The 21530-nt window shown below is 55.4% G+C and carries 21 protein-coding genes and 1 tRNA gene; 9 read left to right on the top strand and 13 right to left on the bottom strand.

Features of this window, described 5'->3' with window-relative positions; translation table 11 throughout:
- Nucleotides 1–60: 60 nt before the first annotated feature.
- The 3 genes from MWU60_RS18255 to MWU60_RS18245 all read right to left on the bottom strand — a co-directional run bounded on the left by MWU60_RS18255 (nt 61) and on the right by MWU60_RS18245 (nt 3274).
- Nucleotides 61–2103, bottom strand: coding sequence for a bifunctional diguanylate cyclase/phosphodiesterase (locus tag MWU60_RS18255; protein ID WP_247228842.1), 2043 nt, complete (start codon nt 2101–2103; stop codon nt 61–63).
- A gap of 83 nt (nt 2104–2186) precedes the next feature.
- Nucleotides 2187–2681 carry a GNAT family N-acetyltransferase gene (locus MWU60_RS18250; RefSeq protein WP_247228841.1) on the bottom strand — a complete coding sequence of 165 codons (495 nt, stop codon included), beginning with the start codon at nt 2679–2681 and terminating at the stop codon, nt 2187–2189.
- Entirely contained in the window at nt 2678–3274 is a 597-nt protein-coding gene (locus MWU60_RS18245; protein ID WP_247228840.1) for an HD family hydrolase, read from the bottom strand. The genes MWU60_RS18250 and MWU60_RS18245 overlap by 4 nt, the downstream gene beginning before the upstream one ends.
- Before the next feature lie 226 nt (nt 3275–3500).
- On the opposite strand from MWU60_RS18245, the gene ahcY reads away from it, so the two are divergent.
- Together ahcY and MWU60_RS18235 are read left to right on the top strand one after the other, a co-directional pair.
- Nucleotides 3501–4886, top strand: a complete 1386-nt coding sequence (ahcY, locus tag MWU60_RS18240) for an adenosylhomocysteinase (protein ID WP_247228839.1) — start codon at nt 3501–3503, stop codon at nt 4884–4886.
- 30 nt (nt 4887–4916) lie between these two features.
- The gene (locus MWU60_RS18235; RefSeq protein ID WP_247228838.1) at nt 4917–5675 is read left to right on the top strand and encodes an extensin family protein; all 759 of its coding nucleotides are present in this window, start codon (nt 4917–4919) and stop codon (nt 5673–5675) included.
- Nucleotides 5676–5712: 37 nt separating this feature from the next.
- On the opposite strand, the gene MWU60_RS18230 is transcribed toward MWU60_RS18235, so the two are convergent.
- Entirely contained in the window at nt 5713–6237 is a 525-nt protein-coding gene (locus tag MWU60_RS18230; RefSeq protein ID WP_247228836.1) for an outer membrane beta-barrel protein, read from the bottom strand.
- 269 nt (nt 6238–6506) lie between these two features.
- On the opposite strand from MWU60_RS18230, the gene MWU60_RS18225 reads away from it, so the two are divergent.
- Nucleotides 6507–6848 (top strand): DUF2853 family protein, encoded by a 342-nt coding sequence (locus tag MWU60_RS18225; protein WP_247228834.1) that lies wholly within the window; start codon nt 6507–6509, stop codon nt 6846–6848.
- 240 nt (nt 6849–7088) lie between these two features.
- Here the strand turns inward: MWU60_RS18225 and MWU60_RS18220 are convergent, their stop codons facing one another.
- From MWU60_RS18220 to tsaD, 5 genes are read right to left on the bottom strand one after another with little or no spacing between them, the layout of a single operon-like run.
- Entirely contained in the window at nt 7089–7484 is a 396-nt protein-coding gene (locus MWU60_RS18220; protein WP_247228833.1) for a DUF1761 domain-containing protein, read from the bottom strand.
- A gap of 59 nt (nt 7485–7543) precedes the next feature.
- Nucleotides 7544–7963, bottom strand: coding sequence for an EVE domain-containing protein (locus MWU60_RS18215; RefSeq protein ID WP_247228831.1), 420 nt, complete (start codon nt 7961–7963; stop codon nt 7544–7546).
- Complete coding sequence (locus MWU60_RS18210; RefSeq protein ID WP_247228830.1) at nt 7963–8235, bottom strand: YciI family protein; 273 nt, start codon at nt 8233–8235, stop codon at nt 7963–7965. The genes MWU60_RS18215 and MWU60_RS18210 overlap by 1 nt, the downstream gene beginning before the upstream one ends.
- Nucleotides 8236–9198, bottom strand: a complete 963-nt coding sequence (locus MWU60_RS18205; protein WP_247228829.1) for an NAD(P)H-dependent glycerol-3-phosphate dehydrogenase — start codon at nt 9196–9198, stop codon at nt 8236–8238.
- Nucleotides 9195–10277, bottom strand: coding sequence for a tRNA (adenosine(37)-N6)-threonylcarbamoyltransferase complex transferase subunit TsaD (gene tsaD, locus MWU60_RS18200; protein WP_247228827.1), 1083 nt, complete (start codon nt 10275–10277; stop codon nt 9195–9197). Before tsaD ends, MWU60_RS18205 begins: the two co-directional genes overlap by 4 nt.
- Nucleotides 10278–10345: 68 nt before the next feature.
- Here tsaD and MWU60_RS18195 point away from each other — a divergent pair, with 68 nt between their 5' ends.
- The 5 genes from MWU60_RS18195 (at nt 10346) to MWU60_RS18175 (ending at nt 15083) form a co-directional block, all read left to right on the top strand.
- A complete protein-coding gene (locus MWU60_RS18195; protein ID WP_247228826.1) occupies nt 10346–11053 on the top strand; it encodes a uroporphyrinogen-III synthase in 708 nt (235 codons plus the stop codon).
- Nucleotides 11054–11097: 44 nt separating this feature from the next.
- Nucleotides 11098–12312: a hypothetical protein gene (locus MWU60_RS18190; protein ID WP_247228824.1), complete on the top strand. Its 1215-nt coding sequence runs from the start codon at nt 11098–11100 to the stop codon at nt 12310–12312.
- Nucleotides 12313–12324: 12 nt separating this feature from the next.
- The gene (locus MWU60_RS18185) at nt 12325–13773 is read left to right on the top strand and encodes a heme biosynthesis HemY N-terminal domain-containing protein (RefSeq protein ID WP_247228823.1); all 1449 of its coding nucleotides are present in this window, start codon (nt 12325–12327) and stop codon (nt 13771–13773) included.
- A gap of 179 nt (nt 13774–13952) precedes the next feature.
- Nucleotides 13953–14028 (top strand) — tRNA-Thr (locus tag MWU60_RS18180).
- A gap of 329 nt (nt 14029–14357) precedes the next feature.
- Nucleotides 14358–15083, top strand: a complete 726-nt coding sequence (locus MWU60_RS18175; RefSeq protein WP_247228822.1) for a hypothetical protein — start codon at nt 14358–14360, stop codon at nt 15081–15083.
- A gap of 240 nt (nt 15084–15323) precedes the next feature.
- On the opposite strand, the gene MWU60_RS18170 is transcribed toward MWU60_RS18175, so the two are convergent.
- The 3 genes from MWU60_RS18170 to MWU60_RS18160 form a co-directional block, all read right to left on the bottom strand.
- The gene (locus MWU60_RS18170; protein ID WP_247228821.1) at nt 15324–17714 is read right to left on the bottom strand and encodes a DUF5906 domain-containing protein; all 2391 of its coding nucleotides are present in this window, start codon (nt 17712–17714) and stop codon (nt 15324–15326) included.
- Nucleotides 17707–17916, bottom strand: a complete 210-nt coding sequence (locus MWU60_RS18165; protein WP_247228820.1) for a helix-turn-helix domain-containing protein — start codon at nt 17914–17916, stop codon at nt 17707–17709. Before MWU60_RS18165 ends, MWU60_RS18170 begins: the two co-directional genes overlap by 8 nt.
- A gap of 424 nt (nt 17917–18340) precedes the next feature.
- Nucleotides 18341–19504: a tyrosine-type recombinase/integrase gene (locus MWU60_RS18160; protein ID WP_247228819.1), complete on the bottom strand. Its 1164-nt coding sequence runs from the start codon at nt 19502–19504 to the stop codon at nt 18341–18343.
- Between the two features lie 330 nt (nt 19505–19834).
- Between MWU60_RS18160 and MWU60_RS18155 the strand changes: the two genes are divergently transcribed.
- Nucleotides 19835–20932, top strand: a complete 1098-nt coding sequence (locus MWU60_RS18155; protein ID WP_247228818.1) for a hypothetical protein — start codon at nt 19835–19837, stop codon at nt 20930–20932.
- 4 nt (nt 20933–20936) lie between these two features.
- Here the strand turns inward: MWU60_RS18155 and MWU60_RS18150 are convergent, their stop codons facing one another.
- Complete coding sequence (locus MWU60_RS18150) at nt 20937–21182, bottom strand: hypothetical protein (RefSeq protein ID WP_247228817.1); 246 nt, start codon at nt 21180–21182, stop codon at nt 20937–20939.
- Between the last annotated feature and the right edge of the window lie 348 nt (nt 21183–21530).

The following is a 21530-nucleotide window of genomic DNA, read 5'->3' as shown; positions in this document are numbered from 1 at the left end:
CTTTTGTTGTGCTGTCGTGCCTATGTCAGATACGGCTTGTCGGGGCGATCCTCAAGTGGCTCAGGCGAAACGTGCCATATCGGGTCCCGCTTTCAGGTTTGTTGTGGCGTTGGCAACTAACCAAGAGGTGAATTCATGCGCGGGCATTGGTTTGCCAAATCCATAGCCTTGCCCAACACAACAACCGCGGTCGTTGAGGTGTGCGGCCTGCGCGCTTTCCTCAACGCCTTCAGCGACGACATGCAATCCAAGTTCGGTGGCAAGCGCAAGAATGGCCCGGATCACACTGTCGGCGGCCTGATCGGGCAAGGGCGTGATCAATGATCGGTCCAGTTTAATCCCCGCCAGTGGAAGTTGCGTCAGCTTGGACAGTGAGGCGTAACCTGTGCCGAAATCATCCAGTTCCAATGCGATGCCGCAGTCGGCCAGACTATCAATGTTGATTGCGGCAATATCGTCTTTGCCGTTGATCAGGGTGGTTTCAAGCACTTCGACAATCACCTGATCGGCCGCGAGACCGGACCGCTGCAGAGAAAGCAAAAAACGCTCAACCAGATGAGGGTCCGCGATCGTATCGGGTGCTGCGTTAAGTGAGATGGACGGCCGCCACACCTCGGACAATTGCCATTGCCATGCTTGATCCATTGCCGATTTCCAAATCGCATGATCAAGATCCACCATAAGCCCGGCCCGTTCGGCGGCCGGTAGAAAAACATCCGGCGTCAACAGACCGCGTGTCGGATGCCGCCATCGCGCCAGCACCTCCGCCCCATGCAATCGCCCGTCCGATAGTCGGACCTGCGGCTGAAACCAAGGTTCGATTTCGCCGTTTTCGATGGCATCCCGCAGATCAAGTTGCAGCTTTTGCATCATGCCCAGATCGTCACGCAGATCTTGGGTAAAGGCTTGCGCTTTGTTGCCGCCTTGGTTTTTGGCAACCTGTAACGCGATTTCGGCATCGGCAAGAATGTCCATCGGCTCTCTGACGTCATCGCCGATTTCGATATGCCCGATGCTTGCGTTAACGGGAATGCGGCGGCCCCCAATATCGAAAGGGTCTTCGAAGAGCGCCATGATACGTTCAAGCAGAAAGCGTATCGGCTCACCTGAAACCAGAACGAACTCATCGCCACCGACATGGGCCACGATGTTTTCATGATCAACGCAGTTTTGAAGCCCGCGGCTGACGGCAACCAACAGCGCATCCCCGGTGTGATGACCGATCATATCGTTTACAGATTTGAAGTCATCGAGGCCGACCAGCAGCAGGCTCCAATCACTTGCCCGACTGTTTGCGACAGCTTCCGCAAGGGTTTCTGTCAGATATGCCCGGTTTGGAAGCCCCGTCAGTTGATCGTGTTTCACCATATGTTCAAGCTGGATGTTCATCTGCTTCAGCTTGGTCTGCGACCTGCGCAATTCGCTGGTGTTGCGTTGCAAATCACGGATACTGGACTTCACCGACCTTTGGGCGGGCAAGAAGATGAAAATGGCCTCTGCCAACAAAACCAAAGCAGACGCCGCCAGCATTGCGCGTTGAACCACTGTGAAATAAGCCGCCTCAGCCTCACCCAGATTGACGATAAGTGTTGTGGTTTCCAACAAGTCATCATGCAAACGACCCGCCCCGTAAAGCAATTGAAGCCGGGCTTGCAGATCTTCGCGTACCTCCGGCGGACCGGTCGCAAACCGCTTGGCCAGTGTCACAAATTCGCGGACTGTTTGATAAAGCGGTGCATCACCACGCAGGAAATGGTCATTTAGATCCGCAGAGCGAAGCCATGAAGACATCAAGACACTATGCAGGTTTTCAAATTGCGCTATGGATTTTTCAAATCTCGAAAAATTGGGTGATGTTTCACCCATCAGCCGATATGATTCTTGCACGATATCCTGTGCAATCAGGACCTGCGCGGTGCTGTGTTTGACACCCTCTGCCGCCATCAGGCCGCGGTCGACGACGACGCGGTTCAACACATACGTCATAACCATCAGGCAAAGCACGACGATAAGCGCAAAGTAATAGTGCACCCACAGCCGCTCAGGCTTGCGCAGGGCAATGCTATCGAAAGCGCGTTTTGCCTGAGCTTGGACAGTGGGCATTTATTCATCCTGCAAAAAGTATTGCGGGAGTATGACCACTTATTACTTAAGGGAGCGTTGCGTTAAGACGAATAAAATTGGCCCTAACTGATTTCAAACCGTTTACGCACCCGGTCCACCATCGTTCCATCGCGCAGCGGCACGTCCTTCAATCGGTCATAATCGACAAATCCCAGACCGCCATAATATTGCAGCCCTGATCGGTTATCGGCCCGAATGGTGGCGTCGATTGTCTTGACCCCGGCGCGCTGCGCCGTCTGCACTGTCGCTGCGAACAGATGCCGCCCGATCCCTTTACCGGTTGCATTCACATCAACGAAACTGGCGATGATCGCCCATCCTTTTGGGAAGTCATCGCCTTCAATTCTGGGCCAACCAAGCCACTGAAACCCCTGTACGGTGCCGTCAATTTCGGCCACCTGACAACTGATCAGCGCTGGTGGGTCAATGTAATGCGAGATCATGCCGCTTTCATCGAATGGCGTTTGATGGGCGGTTGTGCCGCCCACCGCAATGATTTCATTAAGCAGTTTTGTCATGTCTTGCGCATCGCCGTGCACGGCCTGTCGGATGATCATAGCGCTGCCGCCAACCTTTCATAAAGTGCTGTATAGTCGTCGCGTACCACCACGGGTGGGCGCAGTTTGATTTGCAAACTACGCGTCAACCTTGGGTCTTGCTTGCCAAAGAATTTGTCTGCTTCCGCCTTGGTAAAACCCGCGATCTGGATCGCTTCAAGCCATGCGGAAAGCTTATCGGCCTTCTTGATCTGCCTTTTGACAGCAACAGGGATTTGGGCGGGCAGTCCGAACCGCAGATGGATCGCCGCAGTCAAACGGTCGTCCAATTCGCCATAGCCCGGCCCGACGGCGGCCTTCACCGGGCTGATCATGTCGCCAATCACGTATTCAGGGGCATCATGCAAAAGGGCCGCTAACTGCCATTTGACGGGGGCCTTGGGCTGTTGGCGCATGAAAATCTCGGTCACCAGAAGCGAGTGTTCGGCCACGGAATAGGCGAAGTCACCTTTGGTTTGTCCGTTCCAGCGCGCCACAAAGGCTAGCCCATGGGCAATATCTTCAACTTCGATATCCACAGGCGTGGGATCAAGCAGGTCGAGCCTGCGCCCCGATAGCATCCGCTGCCATGCTCTAGGTTGTGCTTTGGGCATCATCGCTCCGAAATTGGCGGTCCTGAAAGACATAGATCGCTGCGTGTGGATCGTAAACCGGGTCTGCGCCGCCGCCGTCCACACTTGGTTAAACCTTCGTCGGTAACGGTGCTTGTACATTGAATAGATAGTCCCCTTACCCTGCGCGACATTGCTGCCATTGTCGCAAGCAGAAAGCCCTGCTATCAGCCACGCAAATGTATCAACCGCGCGCCAGGAGGCAGCAATGAAAGATTACATCGTCAAGGACATCGCCCTTGCCCAGTTTGGCCGCAAAGAGCTGGACATCGCTGAAACTGAAATGCCGGGCCTGATGGCGCTGCGTGAAGAATTTGGCACCAAGAAGCCGTTGAAAGGTGCGCGGATCGTTGGTTCGTTGCACATGACCATTCAGACTGCTGTGCTGATTGAAACGCTCGTCGAGCTTGGTGCGGACGTGCGCTGGGCGTCTTGCAACATCTTTTCGACGCAAGACCACGCCGCCGCGGCAATTGCCGAAGGCGGCACGCCCGTATTCGCAATCAAAGGGCAATCTTTGGAAGAGCATTGGGATTACCTGGATAAATCCTTCATGTTCCCAGAAGGCGCGAACATGATCCTCGACGATGGTGGGGATGCGACACTGTACATCCTGCTGGGTGCCCGTGCCGAAGCTGGCGAAGAGATTATTCCGGTGCCCGGATCCGAAGAAGAAGTCGCGATCAAAGCGCAGATCCTGAAGCGTATGGCGGCCAGCCCCGGCTGGTTCACCAAAACACGCGACGCGATCAAAGGTGTGTCCGAAGAGACAACAACCGGTGTGCATCGCCTCTATGATCTGCACAAGAACGGCCAGCTGCCGTTCCCTGCGATCAACGTGAACGACAGTGTCACCAAGTCGAAGTTCGACAACAAATACGGCTGTAAAGAATCGCTCGTCGATGGCATCCGCCGTGCGACGGATACGATGATGGCCGGTAAAGTTGCTGTTGTGTGTGGTTACGGTGATGTGGGCAAAGGTTCTGCCGCGTCTTTGGCCGGTGCGGGTGCGCGTGTGAAGGTGACCGAAGTTGACCCGATTTGCGCGTTGCAGGCCGCGATGGACGGCTTTGAGGTTGTTGTGCTTGAGGATGTACTGGATTCGGCTGACATTTTCATCACCACAACAGGCAACAAGGACGTGATCCGCATCGAGCATATGCGCGAGATGAAGGACATGGCGATTGTTGGCAACATCGGCCACTTCGACAATGAAATTCAGGTGGCCGCGCTAAAGAACCACAAGTGGACCAACATCAAGGAGCAGGTCGACATGATCGAGATGCCATCTGGCAACCGCTTGATCCTGCTGTCAGAGGGTCGTCTGCTGAACCTTGGCAACGCCACCGGGCACCCATCTTTCGTGATGTCTGCGTCCTTCACCAACCAGGTGCTTGCGCAGATGGAGCTGTGGAACAACGGCGACGCTTACGAGGTTGGCGTACATATCCTGCCCAAGCATCTGGATGAAAAGGTCGCGCGCCTGCACTTGGCGCGGATTGGCGTCAAGCTGACCGAGCTGAAGAAAGAGCAGGCGGATTACATCGGCGTCACTGTCGAAGGCCCGTTCAAGCCAGAGCATTACCGGTACTAAGCGCCGATGCGGCATGCCAAGCGACAGCAAATGGCGCAGCAGGCCGCAAAGACGCAAACGAAGAAGAAAACACGCAGTTGGGCCCTGATCAGCGGTCTGGCTGCGTTTTTGTTTGCCAGCGCGCTGGCTTACGGTGGCTATCAGGCGGTCAAGCACCCCGACACGCCACTGCCGCGCGCGTGGAACCCAACGCAAGCCTTGCAGATCAGTGATCCGGTCACGCCGCTGACGGGATGGAAGCTAAACCGCGCGGTCGCTTCGAATGAACAGTGTTTGGCGGTCCTGGCGGGCTATGCAGCGCTGCAACCTTTGGACCCCCTGCAAGAAAGCGAACAATGCTTCATTCAGGATCGGGTCGATTTGCGTGGTGTCGGCAATGCGCGACTTGCACCATTAGAGACACGCTGCGCTATCGCGCTGCGCATGGCGATGTGGGAACGGCACAGCGTGCAGCCAGCGGCGCGGGACTTTCTAGGATCACCCGTTAGCAGCATCGACCACTTTGGCAGCTACAGTTGCCGGGTCATGCGTACTGGTTCCGGGCCATCAACCCGGATGAGTACGCATGCCACCGCAGATGCGATTGATATCGCGGGGTTTGGTCTGGCGGATGGCACGCGGGTCAGACTGCTGTCAGATTGGGAATCGGCCGGGCCAAAGGGCGATTTTCTGCGCGAAGTCCGGGATGGGGCCTGCAAATGGTTCAGTCTGACGCTGTCGCCTGACTTCAATCGCCTTCATGCGGATCACTTTCATCTGCAATCGCGCGGATGGGGGCTTTGCCGGTAGGGGATGGGCGCGGACCAAAGCCCGCGCCGCACCTGCTTTAGAAGCTGAAAGAGACGCGTGCCTTGAACGTCGTCACGCCAACATCAAGCGAGCTGTCGTTGTAGTCTTCAAACTGGTGCTGCAAGACTTCGGCACCGATTTTCATATTGGTCGTCACCGGCAGATCGTAGCCAACGCCGAACAGATAGCCGTCGTCATCACCCAATTCGGGTGAGGTTGCCCAGACGATACCGGCTGTACCATAGGCCAGACCACCGCCAAGCTGAGTGCCGATGCGGCCTTTCAGCCGGGTCGTGCTGTCAACTTCGACCGCACCATCGGCAATTTCATATTCAGTCGTGTCATAGTCGATCTCACCGCCATAAACGATGTTGCCGTTTTGCACATTATAACCCGCAAAGATGCCGTAAGACGGCCCGTCACCGTCAAGAGCGGCACCATCAACGTCGATGTCAGAGCCACCGATCTGGAAACCTGCGTAAGGACCTGTCCAATCCTGTGCGAAGGTGGCAGCTGGTGCCGCGACAAGGGCTGCCGCGATGATGAGTGTGTTCAGTTTCATTCCCATATTCCTTTTTTGTTTGGATACAGGAATTTACGGGCCATTCACCTTGCCAGATCAGCAGCTGACGGAAACGATTAAGTGAGTATGCGTGAGTGATCCAATCGCAAAGAATGTCGTTTCAACCGATCATCAATATCGGAAATAGCGAAAGATCGCCGCCTGCCGGGTTTTTTCTTTACGTCTGATAGCCAGTCACATTAACGTGCGCCTACCGCGGCCAATGTTGTCGCGCGTTAAACAAAAACTGGAACATCGGGGACATTCTCATGGGTAAAAGAGACGATTTGATTGCAAAGTACGCGGACGACCTGAAAAATAAATGTGGCATGACGCCGGATATGGACCTTCTGACCAAGGTGACCATCGGGTGCGGTCCCGCAATCTACAACGCAGACGCCTCGACTGTGGCAAGCAGCCAGCCAGCTGAGATTGAGACCGTGAAGAACAATTTTCTGATGAAAAAGCTTGGCTTGAAAGACAGTCCAGAGCTTGATTCAGCGATCACCTCGGTGCTGGATACCTATGGCCAGTCCGAGCGGAACAAATACCGCGCTGTTGTCTATTACATGCTGACAAAGCACTTCGGCAAAGAGTCCGTTTACGGCTAAATTCCGATGTGATTTTTTTCGAAACGCCCGCCCATTCGGCGGGCGTCTTGCGTCGTGGTGACGCAGTTAAGGTTAATTTGAGCTTCTTTCTACGTTCTTAAACTTTGCACAACCGACGCCAACCGCCTACAACACCCACAGGGCCAGAACGGTCCGAACCAGAAATTCAGTTGCGTGTGGTGGCATTGGAGCACGCAGGGTGAGAGAGGGTTCGGGCGTGGCTCGAACCCTCTTTTTTGGTTAAAGCAACGTCAGAATGCCGCCGATAATCGTTGCTGCGGCGGTTGCATATCCCCCGTCAATCACGGCAAGTTTCCACGGTCGGTTGCTGTACCCTGTATTGATGAAAATCCAGGGCGTGATGAAGAAAAGCCCAACGCCAAAGCCAGATTGCACACCCTTCGTCAGCGTATCAACGCCCGACAACGCAAAGCTGTGACGCATCATCCCCGCGACAAGCAGAATACAGATAAACGACACGATGTAAGGTGTCGGGCTACCGCTGTTGACCGGGTTACCGTCAGGTCCAACTTCGATTCCGGCGGCGGCCATCCACGGTTTCGATAAGACCATGTAATAGACAGCACCTAACGCAAACGCGGCGATTGCCGCGACGATGACTGATAATAGACCCATTCTACCCTCCCCTGAGATTGGCTCTGATGAGGATAGCATACCAGCCAAATTGTCGCAGGCTAGGGTGTCGTGTCGCCCAAAGTGCAGATGATTTTCCACTCTTCGTCAGTGACAGGCTGCACTGAGAGGCGAGAGTTATTCACCAGAACCATATCTGCAAGGCGTGGATCAGCCTTGATCGTTTCCAGCGTGACGGGCTTGGTGAATGGCCGCACGGCTTTGACATCAACGCATTCCCAACGGTCGTCATCGGTTGTGCTGTCGGGGTGCGCCTCGGCACAGACTTCGACGATGCCGACAATCTCTAGCCCGGTGCGTGAGTGATAGAAGAACCCCTTCTCGCCCAGTTTCATCGCTCGCATGTTGTTGCGCGCCTGATAGTTGCGCACGCCGTCCCATTCTTCGCCAGCCTCGCCTTTCGCGACCTGCGCGTCCCAGCCCCAGACATCGGGTTCAGATTTGAACAACCAATAAGCCATCAGCCGATGACCTTTTTCCATGCGCGCAGGGTGACATCGCTGAACAATCCCGCTTTGGCATAGGGGTCATTGTCTGCCCAAGCCTGCGCGGCGGCCAGATCATCGACCTCCAGCACGATTAATGACCCGCACATCTGCCCGTCATCATCCAGAACAGGTCCTGCCATCTCAACCACACCGGTTTCGGTGATATAGGCCAGATGCGCGTCGCGGTTGTCCATTCGTGTTTGCAGGGCACCGGGTTTGTCTTTGGTCATCAGGGCAAAGCGCATCTATTCTTCCTTCAAAGGGCGTGACAGCAGCGTATTCAGCGCGCTGGCCACGTCTGTCTTATTCTCGGTCAGGTCTGCAACCACAGTACAAATGGGCATATCAATGTCCAGTTCCCGCGCCAACTGCCGCACGGCGCGGGCTGTGGCGGCCCCTTCGACGGTGGTGTTCTGATCAAAGTCTGACCCCGTTCCCAGCGCCAGACCATAGCGATAGTTGCGCGACTGATCCGATGTGCACGTCAGCACCAGATCGCCAAAGCCTGATAGCCCCGCCAAAGTGTCGGGCTGCGCGCCCAATGCCAATGCCAGCCGCTGCATTTCGGGGTAACCGCGTGTGATCAGTGCCGCACGCGCGCTTTCGCCGAGTTTGGCCCCAATGGCGATGCCCGACGCAATCGCCATGACGTTCTTGAGCGCACCGCCCAGTTCCGCCCCAATAGTGTCTGTTGTGCGGTAAATCCGCAGGCTGGTGGTGGATAGGGCGGTTTGCAGGATCGCGCCCAGTTCGTCATCGACGCAGGCCAGCGTCAGCGCTGTCGGTAACCCGCGCGCGATATCTGCGGCAAAGCTGGGTCCTGTTAGCATGGCCGCCGTGGCGCCCGGCACCAAGTCACGGATGGTGCTTGCAGGGCCAGTCATGCGCTTCAGGTCGATGCCCTTGCAACAGGCGACCAGATACTTGCCCTGCAACCGGTCGGCATGTTCGGTCAGAAATGCGGGTAGCGTCTGCGCAGGGATCGCCAGCAAGATCGTATCGCAGGCAAAAAGCGGGTCTAACTCGGCTGAAAACGTGATATTCGGGGGGAGTTTGACACCGGGCAGTTTCGGATTATTCCGTGTGTTCTGCATGTTCGCTATCGCATCAGCATTGCGCGCCCAAAGCTGTATTTCGTTGCCATCCAAGGCCAGTGCCACCCCCAGCGCTGTCCCAAATGCACCGCCGCCTGCGATCCCGATTTTCATGCCTTCGCCCCCTTTTTGCCTGACCCTAGCATAGGCGCTGACCGCTGGTCCAAAGGCCAACGCGGACGGGCAGATAGCGTCAGATCATCTGTCATTCCCGCAGCCATCCGTTCCAGTCCCGCATAAGCAATCATCGCCGCGTTGTCGGTGCAAAGGTGTAGAGGTGGGGCGACGAAATCAGTGTCTAACCCAGCGCAAAGCGCCTTCAAACCATCCCTGATCGTCCCATTTGCCGCAACGCCACCTGCGATAGCAAAAGCTGGTTTGGCCGGTTTCAATGCAAGGTACGCATCCAAGGCCCGCCGTGTCTTTTCAATCAGGACATCTGCAATGGCCGCCTGAAAACTGGCGCTGAGGTCAGCTTGGTCTTGTGTGGTCAGACCACCCTTTTCCGCAACAACGCTATCGCGTGCCCGCAAAATCGCAGTTTTCAGACCAGAGAACGACATATCACACCCCGGCTGGTTTAACAGCGGCCGTGGCAAAGCAAACCGTTTCGGATCGCCTGACTTCGCCGCTTTCTCAACTGACGGCCCGCCTGGCTGCGGCAGCCCAAGCAACCGCGCCGTTTTGTCAAATGCCTCGCCTGGTGCGTCATCAATCGTGCCGCCGATGCGTTGGAACGTGTCGTGGCTTTCGACAATCAGGAACTGGCAGTGACCGCCCGACACCAACAACATCAGATACGGGTAGGCCAGTTGATCGGTCAGGCGCGGTGTCAGCGCATGCCCGGCCAGATGATTGACGCCTATCAAGGGAAGTCCAGTTGCAGCAGACAAACCTTTCGCGCACATCACACCTGACAGCACACCACCGATCAGCCCCGGTCCAGCCGTCACGGCAATCCCATCCAGCTCCGCCAATGTTAAAGACGCTTTCGCCAGCGCCTCTTCCACGCAGTGATCCAGCTTTTCGGCATGTGCGCGCGCCGCGATCTCGGGTACGACACCGCCGAAATCCGCATGAAGCGATGTTTGCCCGTAGACGACTGACGCCAAAACCTGGGTCCCGCGCACGACAGCGGCAGCCGTATCATCACAGCTGCTTTCGATACCAAGGATGGTCAAAGGGCGGGTCATGGCGCTTCCGGTTGCGTGTTGGTCTTTGGCAGGTAACATTGCAGATGCGCGCAAACAATGGTGCCCCGATGACGCCCACCCTGATCCTGACCCGTCCTGCCGCGCAAAGTGAAAGCTTTGCCGCCGACATCGCGGCGCGTTGGGAAGGACCATTGCATATTATCCAATCGCCTTTGATTGAGATTGTGCCGGTGCAGGCCAGTTGCGACGCTCCCGATGCGGTGATTTTCACGTCGGCCAATGGGGTAGGGGCTGCGAAGCAATTGGGTCTGTCAGATGGTCTGACGGCCTGGTGCGTGGGTGCAAAAACCGCTGATGCGGCGCTTGCAGCCGGGTTTGCCCCCATCATTGGTCCGGGTAATGCCGACGGTCTGCTTTCGGATATCATTGCGGCCAAACCGGCGGGCACGCTTGCTCATATTCGCGGCAAACACGCGCGCGGCGATGTGCGCGCGCGGTTGATACAGGCCGGGGTGAACTGCAAAGACGTGGTCGTCTATGACCAACAAGAGCAGCCGTTGTCGGATCAGGCTAATGCGGCGCTTTCTGCGATCACGCCACTGATTTTCCCCCTGTTTTCCCCACGCATGGCGGCAATACTCAGCAAACAAGGGCCGTTTGCAGCGCCAATCCATGCTGTGGCGCTTAGCCAAGCTGTGGCAGAAGCGTTGGCGACAGAACTGGTGGACAGCCTAAGCGTTGCACCAGTGCCAGATGCCGCAGCGATGCTTGACGCAACCTTAGCGGCGATGCGCGCGCAATTTGGTCGCAGCTAAGTGTGGGCGCATTGCTTGAGGGTCCAGCGGATGCGCGATAGTCTATGCCATCACCTGCAAGTTTGGCGGGTGATGGTGTTGAAAGGGTGAAAAACGTGGCGAAACAGCCTGCCAAGGGTCGCAAGACACCAGCAAAACCAGCAAACGCGGCGAAAAAGCAGGGCACAACGACCGAATCGGTTGCGCCATCGAAGCCCTTGATTGATGCGATTCCAGCGGAAGTGCACAGTAAGGCAGAGCCTGAAAAGGCGAAACCTGTGGCTGCCTCGGTCCCACCGGTTGAGAAATCTGCGCCTGAAAACACGCCAAAGCCAAAACCTACGCCAGCACCAGTTAAAGCGCAGGGTGCTGGATTTCTGCCCCTACTGCTCGGCGGCTTGATTGCTGGTGTCATTGGTTTCGCAATCGCGTCCCTACAACCGCCCCGCACCGATACCACCTTGGCCGATCAACTGGCTGCTCAATCAACCCAGATTGCGTCGCTGGAACAGCGCCTGACTGTAATCCCCGCCGTGGACCTAAGCGGTGTAGAGGCGGCACAGGATGAATTATCCGCGCAACTGACTGAAATAGAGGCGCGCATCGTTGCCTTGGAAGAACGCCCTGTTGGCAACGGTGTATCCCAAGCCGCCGGTGAGGGGCTTACCTCTGAAATGGATGCTTTGCGCGCCCAGATCGCTGAAATGACAGACGCAGCACAGACCGAACTGGCAGAGGCGCGCGCGCAAGCGGCTTCAATCGAAGAAAACGCAGCGGCTGCGGCGCGCAATGCGGCAGCGCGTGCCGCTTTGGCGCGTGTTCAGACTGCGCTTGAAAGTGGTGCTCCTATTGGCGCGGCCTTGGGTGATCTCGAAGACGCACTGGGCGAAAGTGCCCCTGATGCCCTGATCGCAGTACAAGACGGCGTGCCCACACTGGCCAGCCTGCAGGATGAGTTCCCCGACGTGGCGCGTGCCGCTTTGGCGACCGCCCGCAGCGAAGGTGTGTCAGGCGAAGAAACCACCGGCTTTGGCGCTTTCATCCGCAATCAGCTTGACGTGCGCTCGACCACTCCGCAAGAAGGCGACAGCGCCGATGCGGTTCTATCCCGTGCCGAGGCTGCAGTGCGCACCGGACGTCTGTCCGATGCTTTGGCCGAGATCAGTGCGCTGCCCGAAGTTGCGCGCGCTGAGATGTCCGACTGGCTTGGCCGCGCCGAAAGCCGTGCCGGTGCACTCGCTGCCGTCGATATTCTTTCTACATCCCTTTCAGATAACTAAAGGCGAACCTTCATGCTTTGGTCCCTCATTAAAATTCTGGCGTTTGTCCTTGTCGTCACTGCGCTGACCTACGGGGGCACGCAGCTGATGGAAGTGGATGGCGGCGCAACGATTGAGGTTGCCGGTCAGGAAGTCACACTCAGCACGCTGGAAATGGTCTTTGCCTTTGGCGCGCTGGTCGTTGCGGTTTGGCTGGGGCTGAAGTTGCTGAAGTTGTGTGTGGCGACTTTCAAATTCCTCAACGGAGATGAAACCGCGATTTCGCGTTATTTTGACCGCAACCGTGAACGCAAAGGCTATGAGGCATTAAGCGAGGGGATGATGGCGCTGGCCTCGGGCGAGGGGCATCTGGCGATGACCAAGGCCGCACGCGCGGACAAATACTTACAACAGCCGCAACTGACGAACCTTTTGACGGCCCAAGCGGCTGAGATGACAGGGGATCGCAAGACTGCCGAAGAGACCTATAAGAAACTTTTGACCGATGACAAAACCCGTTTTGTCGGTGTGCGCGGCATCATGAAGCAGAAGCTGGCTGATGGTGATACGGACACAGCGATGGCCTTGGCGCAAAAGGCCTTTGCATTGAAGCCCAAGCATGAAGAAACCCAAGATATTCTGCTGCGCCTACAGGCCGAGAAGTCTGATTGGGCGGGTGCGCGCGCCACTTTGGGCGCAAAGTTAAAATCCGGCAGTCTGCCGCGTGATGTGCATAAGCGGCGCGACGCTGTTCTGGCGCTGTCAGAGGCACGCGATATTCTGGGTGACGGCAAGACGATCGAAGCTCGCGAAGCTGCGATTGAAGCAAATCGCCTATCACCCGATCTGATCCCGGCGGCGATCATGGCCGCGCGTGGCTACATCGGTGAAGGCAACGCGCGCTACGCGACCCGCGTGCTGACAAAGGCATGGACAGCGCAACCCCATCCCGACATCGCCGCGGCTTTTGCCGAGATCGTGCCGGATGAAACCTCTGAAGCACGGCTAAAACGGTTCAGAACGCTGACCAAAACCACCGTTGACCATCCTGAGACAAAGATGCTGATGGCGGAATTGCATATCACCGCCGAGGACTTCCCTGCCGCCAAACGCGCGCTGGGCGATCTGGTGGAAAAGGACCCGACAGCCCGCAACCTGACCCTGATGGCCGCCATTGAACGTGGCGAAGGGGCTGATGATAGTGTGGTGCGCGGCTGGCTGACCAAAGCGCTGACGGCCCCGCGCGGTCCACAATGGATTTGCGACAATTGCCAGCACATCCATGCAACATGGGAGCCGACCTGCACGAACTGCGGGTCTTTCGACACGCTGGCCTGGAAAACACCACCGGCAAGCGAGGTCGCAATGCCCGCCGGAACCGAGATGCTGCCATTGATCGTTGGACAAGCGGCCGAGCCTGCTTTGCCATCGACAGAGGTGATCGACGAGGCCGAAGTCATCGAGGGTGAAGAGGTAAAATAGCCCTTTTCCACCATTTCGCGCGGTGCTATCACCGCGTCCGGTTAGCCGCTGTAGCTCAGCTGGTAGAGCACGTCATTCGTAAGTAGCGGGTCCATCCGCGATTGACGTTTGAGACCAGTGAGTTAGAGAAAGCGCAAAGTAAATAGTAGGGCCATAGTAGGGCCGCGCGAAGGAAGAATGCCGGTGTAGCTCAGCTGGTAGAGCACTGCATTCGTAATGCATAGGTCGTAGGTTCGAGTCCTATCACCGGCACCATTCTTCTTAACACCCTTCGAGAATTTAACATCGCAATCAACACCTTAAGCGACACCGCTATGTGACGTTTGCGCTTTCGAATTTCGAGCATACGGGCTAGGCTGCGCTCAGGATTGGCAAACAGAGCCGATCTCGGGGCGTAGTAACCCCACCGCAAGCGGCCGGTGTCGGCCGAAATGACACCTCCTCGAACCCTATGGTCGGGGAGGCACTGGCGTATGTCCAGGGCTCCGGCCTAAAGGCCAGCGCGGTCGTCTTGCGGCGGCTTACTAACTCCCCGGCTGCCAGAGGTAACTCTGGTGGCCGATTTCGTTAGTAGAGGAGCCGCTATGAGCAGGAATGAATTGAAGAAACAGGGAACAACCGTCGTTGGAGCATTTGTGCGTTCCCAGATTGTGATTTTGGAGCTCATCGCCTTTGGTTCTGCCCTTTATCTGCTCCAACAGAGCAATGTGAGCGTCCAAACGTTGGTGGCAATGCTTCTATTCTGCGTGTTCGCTTTCACCTTCATCACCGGGAAGGGCCTTCTGCATTTCCGCCGTCGGGGCAAGGCGCTACTTTTTCTCTTGGTCTCGGGGTTCTTCACATTGCAGGGTGCAGTTCTCTTTGACGAGCAGCGCGAGGTGCATCTGGCAGAGTTGCGTAAACGCGATCCTGTCGCATATCTTGTTGAGCTGCGTGAAATCGACGAAGACCGCTGGTTTGCCGAACTGCGTGTCCTTGACCCCGCTGCCCATGAGGCGGAGGTAGTGCGACGCGACGCCGAGGCAAAGGCCTGGAGGCTTGCAGAATGCACAGACCAAAAGGCCTCTATGGCCTATGTCATGATCCAAGATGATGTACGGCGGTCGCTGCGGGCTCCATCGACAGCAGAGTTTCCAGGCAGATATGGAGCCGGAACAGTACATATCGGCGATTGCGTCTACCACGTCGATGGCCAGTTTGATGCTCAGAACGGGTTTGGTGCAATGCTTCGAGGTAGCTTCTCGGGTACAATCGAGTACTTCCCTGAGCGCGGAAGCTGGCGCACGTTGACATTGGATGTACGGGGGTAGGCCCAGCAACACCGCCACACGTCCGCAGGCGTCCGTCTGGCACCGGTTGCGCTGCTTGGCGGGCACAGCCCGTGCCAAACAGCCAGCCCATGCTTCAGGCGCGCGATGACCCCTGCTTGACCAGCATCAGAGAAAAAGCCTGTATGGGGTGTATAGGTTATATAGGTATAAAATGTGACTGTCATGCAGGCACCAAAAAAGGGCGGTAATAAACCGCCCCGCTTGCCTATTTCAGCCATATCAAAATGGTGCATCGCCACCAACGTTGATGCTACCGTAGTCGTGCGGAGGATCAACGTCGTCTTGCCAATCTTCGACGTCCTCTGTCCAAGGTATCGGCTGACCAATGTAGTCTTCAAACATCACCCGGCAATCGCGTAAGGGAGGGAAGTGATAGCGCATGGAGCGCGCCAAGCTCGGCTCGCCATGCTTGGTGTAACCGGTGATAAACTTGCCGCTCTGAACCTTCCTGAGGCCAGAGAAAATCTTTCCGAGGTCACGACCGAACAGCGTTTCCTGAACATACTGAGCGCCAGGATGCGACCGCTTTATTTCCGAATACATAGCCGCGATTGTAGTGATGCCGGGGCCGTTTCCCGGGGCGTCGGGCTGTGGAAGGATGCCTGTATCCAGCATTTGATAAAGGTATTTTTCAACCGGTCCTTGTGCCTGGATGATTTCATTGAAAAGTTCCGGCGTGCGGATCGTTTTCCGCGGGTCAGGCCCCTTGGATGTATCCCGATCTAGAAGTTCGTGCAGCATCGCTTCGTAGCCGCCCGCACTCATCTGTTTTGCGATGGCCGAAAAGTAGGCCTTGTCTTCACGTTTATGGTCGGAGACCTCAAAAACCTGCCAGCGACGGTCGCCAATGTCAGCAGGAACAACCGACCGTTCATTGGAGGTGATCATGAAAATCATGTGATTATTGAGCCAGATCGGATCAACACCCTTCCGCTCAATCATGATCTGCGGTTCGGTCAACATCGTTTTGATCACACCTGCGTTCTTTCGATCGCCGCCGAACATTGCTTCATCGACATAGACAAATCTCCGCCCTTCGAGGTGTTGATTGAAGCGACCTCGGACGTGATCGTCCTTCGTAATCGACACAAAATGCGGCATCCAAAGCTGCCCATAAGCATTGGCCAAAACACCTTTACCTGTGCCGGGTAGGCCCTTGAGAACAGGGGCAGTTCCGATGACCAGTGCAGGCTGCTGAACGCCAAGCGCCAGCCAGTTCAATAACCAGTTGAAATAGTCTTCGTTTCCACCGCAGATGTTTTCAAAGATGTGTTCCTTCATCCTGCTCCAGTCGCCAGGAATCGGTTCGACTGCGAAACCGTGCCACATGTTCCAGACATACCCATTGTGGCCCGGCGGAAGTGAAGAATCGAAATCGACTTCGTGATAATGCGCAGCAAAAGGGTGCTGCAACCAATACCGGGCCTTAGGTCGCCAAGTTGTGTCGCCGTTGTTGTTCGTCACTGCAAACTTCTCAGGGGCCAAACGGTCCTCAAATGCCCCTTTGCCGAGCCAAGACAGCACTTCGGTACTCGTACTGCCTTTCAGGATGATCCGGGTCGTGGAGCCATAAGTGAGAATGCCAAACCGGGAATTCATCTCGCGGACAATATAACCTGACGGCCCTTTCCAACCACGTTCTTTTGCGTGTTGAAAGATCGTGCCAATGGTCAGGCTGCCATCTGGTTCGAACCCATCCCACTTTGACGCGGATTCATCGTGCTCTGCGTACTTTGCTGACCTCCTTGCCCATTCATCCCAGACATCGAATGCGGCCGTGCCAAGGCTATTTTTGATTGCAAGGCCGTAACTGATCCAAGTGTCATAGTCATCGGCATCAACGAATTTCAATGCTTCACGGACCTCGTTCTCGTCGCCCGGCAACACCTCGTTTTGAACCAGTGCTTTTTTGGCTGTGCATGTTCTCTTGCTGGTCTTCTTCGGCTCCGGAGAGGGCGGCTCAAAATTTGCAGCTACATCCGGATTGTAAATTTCTTCCAGCTTGGGCGGGACAAAGCTACTCCACGTTATCGGTTTCAAATCCGCATCCAGCGGCACTGACTGTCGTGCGTATGGCAAGGCCACAAGGTTTCCCAAGCTGCCGACACGAACTCGGTCGTTCTTTGGAAACACCTCAACCTCGCCGTCCAGAACACCCTTCGTTCCGTGCTTGAAACCACACGAGGCAACGAGCGCCCGAAGAAACGCCTTCATCAGTTTGGCCGATTGGGGCTTCGGCCAGAACAGCCAGATATGCAAGCCCGCACCGCCGCCGGAACGACAGCACAACGGATGAAAACCCCCATCAATAAGTCTGTCCACCACGGTTTTTGCCAAGGCAGCCATGTCTTCCCAATTCATGGATTTGTCGTGGTCATCGAAGTCGATAACCGCAACTTGGCAAGCATCTTCCAAAACGAAATAGCAGCCGATAGGCTGCTCTCCCGTTAGGTGTTTGCGCACCACGTCCAAGTTGATGCTGGTTTCGCGCGGCTGGTATTTTGCCCTTCCCTTTTGGTTATGGATTGCGTGGGTTTTAGGGTTCCCAAGGCTGGCGATTGAGTGAACGAACGTCACGATTTCATCGGTGATTTTGAGTTGCTCAGACATTCGCACCTCCCTGAGGCTGGAATTCTTGTTCCAAGAGCCACTGGTCGATGTCGGTGCGGCGGTAGAATACACGTGCACCAATTTTCACATAGGCAGGGCTTTTCTTGTAAGAGCGACGCTTTTCGAAGAAGGACGTGCTCATATGGGTGTACTCAGCGACCTGACCGGTCGTTAAGAGATCGAGTTTCTTGGATTCAGCCATTGTAGTCTCCGTGCTGAAACAATCCCTCTGCGAAACAGAAGGACGTTTAGTGGATGACTACGGCGCGGAGTTCTCGTTCCATTAAGGGACCACCACACGTCAACGGGTCCCGCCGTCCTACTACCAGCCTTTCACTGGCCCTGCGTTTGTCGTTACGCGCTTGGGGCATATTTCTTGTAGGCAACAACATTCTACCAAACCGCCTGCCATTTTCAATCGAATAGTCGGGGTCGTGCAAGCCCGTCCAAAACAATCAAACATGATCCAATGCGCGCACGCGCGACGCAGCATTTCGAAGATCAGGGGTTAAGCACTTAAGCGTTGGTCTTTGAATGCGAACCGTACTCGTGGATTCCTTCGTAGCGGGAGTGGCCAACCCGGCTACTGCGCTGGGTGCCGTCGATGGGGTGGGGTCACCCCAGGATCAGTCGCAGCGTTCTTTCAATTCCAGGATGCGTTGTGCCACTAGTTCTACTGGCTCCCGAAGGCGCTCCGCATTCACCACGATGTAGCCGCCGGTCACATCTCCATTGGTGCGGTGGTTCAGCAAGCGTTTGAGCGCGTAGTAAGGCACGTCGAGGCTCTCGGCGATGGTGATGAAGGTGCGCCGCAGGTCGTGCAGGGTGAAGCTGACGCCAGACCCAGCCGACACGCGCAGAAGGAACTTCTTGGTTTCGACCAGATGGCCAGTGCGACCTGGTCCGGGGAACACCCAAGGGGAGCCTTGGCTCGCCTCGCGCCGTTGGGCCAGCATGTCTGCCAGAAACTCCGACAGAGGGAGGGTCAGAGAGTCGCCGTTCTTGGTGGTAGGCAGGTGAAGGGTCTTGGCCGAAAGGTCCACATTCACCCAGCGCAGTTGCATCACTTCGCTGCGGCGCATGCCAGTGAATAGAGCAGTCAGCAGGAAATCCCGAGAATAGTCGGGCTCCGCCATAACCGCCTTCCACCACGCGGGCAGATCGACAGCAGTCACAACGGTCTGACGGCGCCGTTCTTTGAACCACGCCCGCGCTTGGGTCAGGATTTGCACCGGATTGGGTGGGTAGTCGTCCTGCGTCGCGGAGATGAAATTATAGACTGACCGAAGGTGTCGCATCACGTTATTGGCGGTGGTTTCGCCGTGTTTCCTACCAATGTCCTGATGCTTCTTAAGAACCATCTGGCGGGTAATCTCGTTCAACGGCTTCTTGCTCCACGACTTGAGGTAAAGGCGCTCGGTGCGCTGATAGTGGCTGACGGTATGCGTGGATAGGCTGCGGACTTCCAAGAAGCGTTTCAACGCAAGTTCCAACGTAACCCGTTCGGCAGCTTCTTGGCGCTTATCGGCGTTCGGGTCGTGCCCATCGGCCATGTCACCCAGAATCGTCAAGGCTTTCTTCCGGGCAACCTCCGGCGCAAAAACATCGGCGCGGCCTATTGTGACGCGCCGCGTTCGCCGGTTCAACTGCCCTTCGGCAAAGAACACTTTGGATTGCACGCCGACACGCAGCCCAAAGCCGGGAAGCATGGTGTCGCGGTACAGAACCTGCCCTTTCTGAGTGAAGGGGATTTCGTCAATTGCGCGGCGGGTAAGACGTAAGCTGGGCATCGTGACCTCCTTTTGGCCACGCTCCATTATAGGCACATGTCGAGAAAAAGCTCGACTTTTCATCCGGTTGTGAAGGGCTCTGCGGTGCCATCCAGCAAAAAGAAAGGCTGTAGGGTGTCAAAGTGAACACAAGTCTCGTTTTTCGATGAAAATGACGGGTTATTGAGTTAACAGAAATGAACGCCGCTGACGCATTCATCTGGAAAGATAAGCGGTATCGTCATAGTTCTGAAGTCATACACGCCCGCAAGTGTCACATTGGTTTGCGGGGAACACATCGCTGATATCTCGCGGACCTGCCGCGGAAACTTTGATCTTGGGAGTTGGTTTATGGGATTAGACGTTTTCTTGTCGTCAAACAGCCGTGAAGGTTATTCGCAGGATGTTGTGGACCTCTTTGCGAAGCCCTGTGGCTCGAGTCAGCAGTTTCGGTACGCGTCAAAATGGATTTCATCCGAAGTCTCTAAGAGGAAGGCTGACGCGGAGTATGACGAGGCCAAAGATGCCGTTTTATGTTATATTGATCAAGCAACAAAGAACGCTACACCGCTGATCGTGCCGGTTCGGTTTGCTGAAATTGTCGAGGTCCGAAACCACGGATCAACAGCGAGTATTGTCTTTAAGTTGGGTGACTTTTGTAAGTACGGCGACTTGCGCTCCTTCAACGACAAAGCACGAGCAACTCGTTTGGAGCTGCCCGACTACCATGGTGGGGAGCTGTCAGGAAAATATTGGATGTTTGATAATGAAGATTGCTTTGGGGATGTAGAGGGCTCAAATGACCTAGGTGACTGGGAGCATCTCGTTGAGCAGTACTACCAAACACCAAATCATGTTGACGATGTCCCCTTCTATCGCTTCGACGCGATTAAGGACTTGAAGACAGGCAAGACCGTTGAACCTTTCGAAGATGAAGGCGCATTGACCTTCGAGTTGGATGGCGGAAGGAGCTACGAAGTCCAAGTTTATCATTTTCACCCAAAACGCCACTTTAGCGAATACATGCTGGAAGTGAGCACAGGAGATGAGGTGATGAGATCACTGAATGGCGAGAAGCGCGCCATGAGCACTCGGTATGATCGTAAAGACTTTCGATTTAAGACAAAAAAAAGCATTTTAGGTGAAGACACCCAACTGTCCTTTAGGCGCAAGGAAAGTACGACAGATGAACTTATCTGGGAAGATTTTCAGGTCAGGATAACAACCAAACCATCGCTTGGACTAGCAGTACTAAGTGTCTCTGTTACGGCTGTAGGATTCGCTATCCCATTCATCGTTCGCTCGTTGACTGACCCATCCAAGGATTGGCCCGTGATCGTTGGCGCAGTAGTTGGCGGAGCCGTTGTTGGAACGGTTTCTATTGCAAAGGAAGACTACTCAAAAGCTGTGTTACTACTTGAACGCTTAAAGAAGAAAATATTTGGTTAGTCTCCTAAAGCACAAATTGCGGCAGACCGTCCTTCACCTGCCATTTAAGATGTATCCAACTCAAAGGGATGTAGTGTGATACTCCCGCTGTATCGAGGAGGCGGTGGCCGTTTTCACTCACATAGAGCTTTAGGGGCAGTTCGATGCGAACGGATTGCCCGTCTGAAAAGGTGTACTCGCGCCATTGCTCAGACGAGATATCCTTGAACTCCAATCCAGATTCATTGCGGAAGTCTACGACCTGTGACATTCTATCATCCTCACTAAATGTTCCTGTTTAGTTCTAACATCGGCGTTTCCGTGCTGGATGTCAATATCTCAGTCACAAGGAGTCGGAAATACCATTGGTTTTGCCGAATGAGCTTCCTTCGCTAGGATGTTATACGAGTGGGTTACCGCTGTGTCGCTCCGAAGGGCCTGTTGAGCTAAAAGCAATAACTTCGCCTGAACGGTCCGGGTGAAGCAGCCCAACAAAAAAAATTCACGAGCCGCCTCGAATCTGGCGATTATCGTGATACACTAACAATACGTCGGAGGTTCTTCGGATCGACGCGGTCGAAAATGGCTGCAAGTATGAAAAAGAACTGAGTACACTGAT

The organism is Yoonia sp. F2084L (assembly GCF_023015625.1).
Taxonomy (GTDB): domain Bacteria; phylum Pseudomonadota; class Alphaproteobacteria; order Rhodobacterales; family Rhodobacteraceae; genus Yoonia.
The sequence above is the reverse complement of the archived record's forward strand: the minus strand, read 5'-3'. Positions and strand labels throughout refer to the sequence as shown.

Bases quoted from the DNA above. Each gene is read 5' to 3' on its own strand.
- MWU60_RS18165 (WP_247228820.1), bottom strand. From the start codon at position 17,916: ATGGCTGAATCCAAGAAACTCGATCTCTTAACGACCGGTCAGGTCGCT.
- MWU60_RS18195 (WP_247228826.1), top strand. From the start codon at position 10,346: ATGACGCCCACCCTGATCCTGACCCGTCCTGCCGCGCAAAGTGAAAGC.
- MWU60_RS18150 (WP_247228817.1), bottom strand. From the start codon at position 21,182: ATGTCACAGGTCGTAGACTTCCGCAATGAATCTGGATTGGAGTTCAAG.
- MWU60_RS18235 (WP_247228838.1), top strand. From the start codon at position 4,917: ATGGCGCAGCAGGCCGCAAAGACGCAAACGAAGAAGAAAACACGCAGT.
- MWU60_RS18230 (WP_247228836.1), bottom strand. From the start codon at position 6,237: ATGAAACTGAACACACTCATCATCGCGGCAGCCCTTGTCGCGGCACCA.
- MWU60_RS18255 (WP_247228842.1), bottom strand. From the start codon at position 2,103: ATGCCCACTGTCCAAGCTCAGGCAAAACGCGCTTTCGATAGCATTGCC.
- ahcY (WP_247228839.1), top strand. From the start codon at position 3,501: ATGAAAGATTACATCGTCAAGGACATCGCCCTTGCCCAGTTTGGCCGC.
- MWU60_RS18155 (WP_247228818.1), top strand. From the start codon at position 19,835: ATGGGATTAGACGTTTTCTTGTCGTCAAACAGCCGTGAAGGTTATTCG.
- MWU60_RS18210 (WP_247228830.1), bottom strand. From the start codon at position 8,235: ATGCGCTTTGCCCTGATGACCAAAGACAAACCCGGTGCCCTGCAAACA.
- MWU60_RS18170 (WP_247228821.1), bottom strand. From the start codon at position 17,714: ATGTCTGAGCAACTCAAAATCACCGATGAAATCGTGACGTTCGTTCAC.
- MWU60_RS18185 (WP_247228823.1), top strand. From the start codon at position 12,325: ATGCTTTGGTCCCTCATTAAAATTCTGGCGTTTGTCCTTGTCGTCACT.
- MWU60_RS18175 (WP_247228822.1), top strand. From the start codon at position 14,358: ATGAGCAGGAATGAATTGAAGAAACAGGGAACAACCGTCGTTGGAGCA.
- tsaD (WP_247228827.1), bottom strand. From the start codon at position 10,277: ATGACCCGCCCTTTGACCATCCTTGGTATCGAAAGCAGCTGTGATGAT.
- MWU60_RS18225 (WP_247228834.1), top strand. From the start codon at position 6,507: ATGGGTAAAAGAGACGATTTGATTGCAAAGTACGCGGACGACCTGAAA.
- MWU60_RS18250 (WP_247228841.1), bottom strand. From the start codon at position 2,681: ATGATCATCCGACAGGCCGTGCACGGCGATGCGCAAGACATGACAAAA.
- MWU60_RS18220 (WP_247228833.1), bottom strand. From the start codon at position 7,484: ATGGGTCTATTATCAGTCATCGTCGCGGCAATCGCCGCGTTTGCGTTA.
- MWU60_RS18215 (WP_247228831.1), bottom strand. From the start codon at position 7,963: ATGGCTTATTGGTTGTTCAAATCTGAACCCGATGTCTGGGGCTGGGAC.
- MWU60_RS18245 (WP_247228840.1), bottom strand. From the start codon at position 3,274: ATGCCCAAAGCACAACCTAGAGCATGGCAGCGGATGCTATCGGGGCGC.
- MWU60_RS18190 (WP_247228824.1), top strand. From the start codon at position 11,098: ATGCCATCACCTGCAAGTTTGGCGGGTGATGGTGTTGAAAGGGTGAAA.
- MWU60_RS18160 (WP_247228819.1), bottom strand. From the start codon at position 19,504: ATGCCCAGCTTACGTCTTACCCGCCGCGCAATTGACGAAATCCCCTTC.
- MWU60_RS18205 (WP_247228829.1), bottom strand. From the start codon at position 9,198: ATGAAAATCGGGATCGCAGGCGGCGGTGCATTTGGGACAGCGCTGGGG.